General features: G+C 69.5%; 3 protein-coding genes. All 3 read left to right on the plus strand.

What is annotated here, in order from left to right; all coding sequences use genetic code 11:
• Positions 1-128: 128 nt before the first annotated feature.
• The 3 genes from ACWF4Z_RS38105 (at position 129) to ACWF4Z_RS38115 (ending at position 4,129) form a co-directional block, all read left to right on the plus strand.
• Positions 129-1,238, plus strand: coding sequence for a hypothetical protein (locus tag ACWF4Z_RS38105; RefSeq protein WP_376183676.1), 1,110 nt, complete (start codon positions 129-131; stop codon positions 1,236-1,238).
• Positions 1,226-1,435, plus strand: a complete 210-nt coding sequence (locus tag ACWF4Z_RS38110) for a hypothetical protein (protein WP_381478317.1) — start codon at positions 1,226-1,228, stop codon at positions 1,433-1,435. The genes ACWF4Z_RS38105 and ACWF4Z_RS38110 overlap by 13 nt, the downstream gene beginning before the upstream one ends.
• 360 nt (positions 1,436-1,795) lie before the next feature.
• Positions 1,796-4,129: a type IV secretory system conjugative DNA transfer family protein gene (locus ACWF4Z_RS38115; RefSeq protein WP_375847194.1), complete on the plus strand. Its 2,334-nt coding sequence runs from the start codon at positions 1,796-1,798 to the stop codon at positions 4,127-4,129.
• Positions 4,130-5,039: the final 910 nt, after the last annotated feature.

Below are 5,039 nucleotides of genomic sequence, written 5' to 3' on the forward strand. Positions count from 1 at the left end.
ACTGCCCCGCCCCCCACCTAGAACTACACTGGTTGTGTCGGCGGCCGCGTCTGTTGTTTATACGAGACCGGGCCCACCGGGTGGGGCGGCCGGCGGACCCGCCGGCTGTCCCGCGGGACTGGGATCTGATGCTGCTGCGCGGTGAGCTGGCGCTCGCCGGGCTGCTGTCCCTGGTGACCGTCGTGTGGTCCACGTACTCGATCGGTGACCTGCTGGGCGGCTCGTGGGCCGCGTACGGCGGCGCGATCACATTCGATGTGGCGTGGCTGGCGGTGCAGGGAATGGAGTGGCTGGCCCGCTACCAGCCCGACCGGCGCGGCCGGGCCCGGAGGGTGGGCCTGGCGCTGCTGGCGGTGTCCGTCGGTGCCATCACCTACCACGGCCATCTGCATGGGGCGCTGGCACAAGGCGCGTTTGGTGCCGGGATCGCGCTGGGCGCCAAGCTGCTGTGGAGCACGGTGCTGTCGCATCTGGTCTGTGAGCTGGACCCGGACACGCAGGCCTGGGTGGACGCGGAGCACCGCGAGGCGCACGCGATGCTGGCGACCGCGACCGTGCACCGGACCTCGGAGCGGGCGCGTGGGCAGGCTGCAGCGCACCGCCGCGCGGTCGAGGTGCAGTACGGCGTCAGCCTCGACGAGCACCAGGTGCAGCGCGTCGACGAGCACCAGGTGCTCGACGTCGAGCCGGAGCCGGAGCCGTGGACGGTTCGGGAGGACGCGGTCAACCGCGCGGTCGTCGACCAGATCCGGGCACGGGCGATCGCGTCCACCTACGGCACCGCCGGGCGCGAGTGGCGCTCGGCCATGGACCAGGCGAACCGCTCGATGATGGCGGCCGTGGACGCGGGCGCCAGCACGGCCACGGTGCTGGAGCAGGTGGAGCGGCACCGCAGCGCCCGCCGGATCTCTGGGGACTCCCCGCGGATGGGCGGATACCCGCAGGCCACAGACGCGGAGACGCCCCCGCCCGTCCGCCCGGTCTCCGGGAACCCCCCGGCGGAGGACGCCGGGCCGGAGGACGACGAGGAGCGGGTGCCCGCGCAGCGTCCGCCCTCGGCCCGCACCCTCACCCACGGGCTGGCACGGGCCGGGATGAGCCCCGAGGCCGTCCGGCAGACCCTGGGCGCGATGGGCATGCAGGTCTCGCCCGCGACCGTCGACCGGTACGTCAGGGAGGCGCGGCAGCAGCCGCAGGCGGCTCCGGCCGCCGAGCCGGAGCAGGGGTGGTACCCGTGACCGGGCCGGAGCCGCAGCGCGGCTACACCGCCTGGGAGACCGCCCAGCTCGCCCTCCTCGTGGGGCGGCTGGCCGCCAAGGGTCACCCAACCCGGGGCATCGACCGGCAGATCGAGGCCGTCAAGGCCCGTGCGGTTGAGCGGGAGGCGCGGCAGGACGCGGAGCGCGAGGAGCGCGCCGCACAGCGCAGGAAGTGACCGACCGGCCGGGCGCCCGCGGGCGCCCGGCCCTTGCTCGGGAGGCCCGATGGCACGCGGCACCGTGACCCCGGCACAGCTCCAGCGGCTGAGCGGACCTGTGGCCGGCCAACTGCTGCTGTGGGACCGAGGGTTGGCGGACACATCACCCAACACCGGCAATACCAGGACAAACAAAACCGGCCCGGCGGACTCTTCCAGCGCCACCCCGGATTCTCGGGTGCCGCCTGTCAGTCCCACCAGCCACGATCGGTAGCAGCGCCCACACAAGGGATCTCACCCGCCCGGCAGGCCAGCGTCCTGGCAGACCACCTGCCGGGCGGGGGTGATCCCCAGACACGGAGCACCAGGGAGCACCACATGAGCATCTACCACCAGGCAGCAGCCGAATCCGGCACCGACCACACCGGCCACCAAACCGGCTTGATCCACGACGCTGTCGCCCTCACCCACGGGCACTGGATGCCCGTGCTCGTGGGCGGCGCGGTCGTCGTGGGCGCGCTGTACGGCATCGGCACCCGCCATCGCGAGGAGAAGGGCAAGCCCGCCGCCAAGGGCAGCCCCGCCAACGCCTTCATTGAGGACACCTTCGAGGGGCTGGCCGTGGTCACCAAGCGCGTCTGCACCCTGTGCTGGCGGTTCCTCACCGGCAAGGAGATGCGCGGCAAGGCGCGCACCAACGCCTCGTTCTGGCGCCCCGGCACCGTGAGCACCGACCCGCTGTCCACGGCCGAGCTGGGCGCCATCGCGCTGCCCGCCGCGGACGCGACCGCCGGCCCCGCCATCGACTGGGACCGGCTAAGCAAGCGGCTGTCGGACATGGCCCGGATGCCGCCGTGGGTCGCGCGGGCGGTCGCGGCCGCGGGCCGGGGTCTGAGCGCCACATGGGCCGCTGTGCGGACCGTGGGCCGGGGGCTGGGCCGCTGGCACCACTGGCGCTACGCCGGGCGCTCAGCGGCCCGCGTGGGCGGGCTGACCACGGCGGCCGGGCTGATCCTGGAACCCGCCTGGACGATCCTCGCGCTCGCGGCCGCGGTGCCGGTCACCCTCGTCACGGCCGGAGCCTGGGGCAAGGGCTACCAGGCCACGGACGCGGAGACCTACGGCCCGGGTCTGTGGGCCTCCCTCACGCAGGTGCTGCGCCTGGGCCAGGAGGACCAGGAGCGCGGGCAGGACTACTGGCTGAGCATCCCGGACGACCTGAGCGCGGAGAGCGCGCGGATCACCATCCGGGTCCCCCTGCACTGGTCCGGCACCGAGGGCGAGCGCAGCCTCATGGCGCAGGCGATCCAGGCCAAGGTGCCCGGTGAGTGGGTCGCCAGCTACCACCTCGCGGGCCGCTCCCCTTACGCACAGTGGTCGCCGAAGCCCGCACCCCGCCCAATGCCCCAGCTGCCCACCCAAGTTGCATGGAAGTCGTCCGGCACGGCCCATAAAGTCTACGTGGGCAAGACGATCGAGGGTTATGAAATCGTCGATCAATTTGTTTTCACGCAAACCGCGACTCCCCATTGGGGCGTGGCCGGTGACACCGGATCGGGTAAATCCACGGTCCTCTACATGGCCGTTGTCCATGCTAGGCAGCACGGAGGGCTCGTAGACATCCTCGACACCAAGGTGAATTCCATGGCCGAGGCATTCGGACAGTCGGGCGTTCGCATCCACACCACCACCCGCGCATGCATCGGCGCCTTCGCGGAATTCCTGGTGTCCATCCTCGCCGCCGAGCAGGCCGTTCAGGAAGGCGCAGACCCGAAACTGCGCGACGAACTGACGCCACGCACGCTCGTGGTGGACGAACTCCCGACGCTGATCCGGTTCGCCTACACCTGGTGGAAGCACGGCATCAAGCAGAAGGGCGCCCCGCCGTTTATCGACTGGTTCACCATCATCCTCATGATGGGCCGTTCCTCGAATCACCGCGTGGTGGTCGGCAGCCAGCAATTCGACAATGCACTGTTCGGCGGGACGATCGGACGCAAGCAGATCGGCACCAAGATTGTGGTAGGCAAGCAGGATATGGTCTCGTGGGGAGTGGCATTCGGACAGAACGCGCCGCGCCTCTCCTACGACACGGAAATCCCCGGCCGCGGAGCCTACGCGGATAAGCGCATGGACCCCGAGGGCGGAGATTACGCGTACGTCCGGGAATTCCAGCCCGCGTACATCACCCCGGAAGTCCGCGAATTGCTGGCAGCGTGCGAAAAGGCGCCCCAATGGTTCGATGACGGGGAAATGGCACCCTGGATCACCCCCGAGGCCCTGGCCGAGGCACAGGAGACCGCAGCCACCACCGAGTTCATGCCCGGCGGGGACTTCGCACCCAAGGTCCCCACGGTTGTCCCGGGCCACGCCAGCACGGGGGTCGGGGTGCCCAGCCCCAGGTCAGAGCCGGGACACGGTGCCTCCGGGACGGCCGAGGGGACAGCGGCCGGGACAGCCGGAGCATCGGCCGGCCTTGCCGCCGAGGTGGCCGAGGACCAGGCGCTGCCGGAGACCTACAGCCTGCGTGAGCACTGCGAGCGCGGCACCCTCCCGTGGGGCTACGAGACCGCCCGCAAGTACCTGCTCCAGCGTTCCGAGAAGCGCGGGATCACCGTTCCCGAAGGCATCAGTGACGGAAAGGTCACCTACTACACCGAGGATGAGCTAAGGGAATGGCTCTGGGAATGGAAAGACAAGACACCCGCGTAACCTGCTGATTTGCACAACGACGGCCCCGGGCTCTACAGTCCGGGGCCGTCGGCATTCCTACCCGAAAGGAAGCGTGAATGTACCTCTCAGACAGCTACCGCCCGCCCTCCTGTGAGGACTGCGGCGGAAGCCGATGCAGCCTATGCGGAAAGCATTACTGCTGCGATGAATGCCCCAACTGCGGAGGCGGCTGCATCTGTGATTGCAACTGCCCCACCCTGCGAGAGGATGACGGAATCTGGTAACCAAATCAAAGCGGCCGGATAAGCCTTTCCATAAGCCCGTAATAATCGTCTTGATAAACTCGTCTGCACGCTGGCAATTCGGGGCGACGGGCATTAGACCAGGTAATTCGGTCAGAGAAATTGCGGGCGGCCCCCTCGAAGGGTCGCCCGCAGTGCGTTTGCCCAGGTCAGCGGGCTGCGAACGCTCAAGAGGCCCAGAGCGGCCAGCCGGTGACCACCCCTCAGAGAGGGTGTGGCCACGATCCACCAACCGTACATGCTGCATCAGGTGTCGATGCCCCCACGTAGCGATCTGTACCCATCTCAGAGCCTCTGACGAGCCGTCTGGACTCATCCCCCCGAGAAGGGGTGAGAAGCCGTCAGCAAGGCATACAGAGCCGCAGCGTGGGGGTGTGGGGTGGCCCAGACTCTATCTAGACTACGTTTTGATGCACACCACCACGGGCAGTCGCAAAGAAGAGCCGCCCGGCCACCCCTCCCCGTAGCCAGCCGCCCGCGTAGCGGGCCCCCAGGGAGGGAGCGAAGCGGACGACCGAACTGGCCAAAGGCCAGTCCTCCCCGCCCGGCCATCGGCCGGGGCTCGGCGCAGCCGAGCAAGTCACCGCGAAGCAGTGACACACCGTCACGAAGTGACGGTCACTGCCAGAGCGCGCAGCGCTCTGAGA

This window comes from Kribbella sp. NPDC055071, from assembly GCF_053608045.1.

What these genes read in the sequence shown, in the direction of transcription:
- ACWF4Z_RS38105 (WP_376183676.1), top strand. Translation starts at nt 129, where the DNA reads ATGCTGCTGCGCGGTGAGCTGGCGCTCGCCGGGCTGCTGTCCCTGGTG.
- ACWF4Z_RS38115 (WP_375847194.1), top strand. Translation starts at nt 1,796, where the DNA reads ATGAGCATCTACCACCAGGCAGCAGCCGAATCCGGCACCGACCACACC.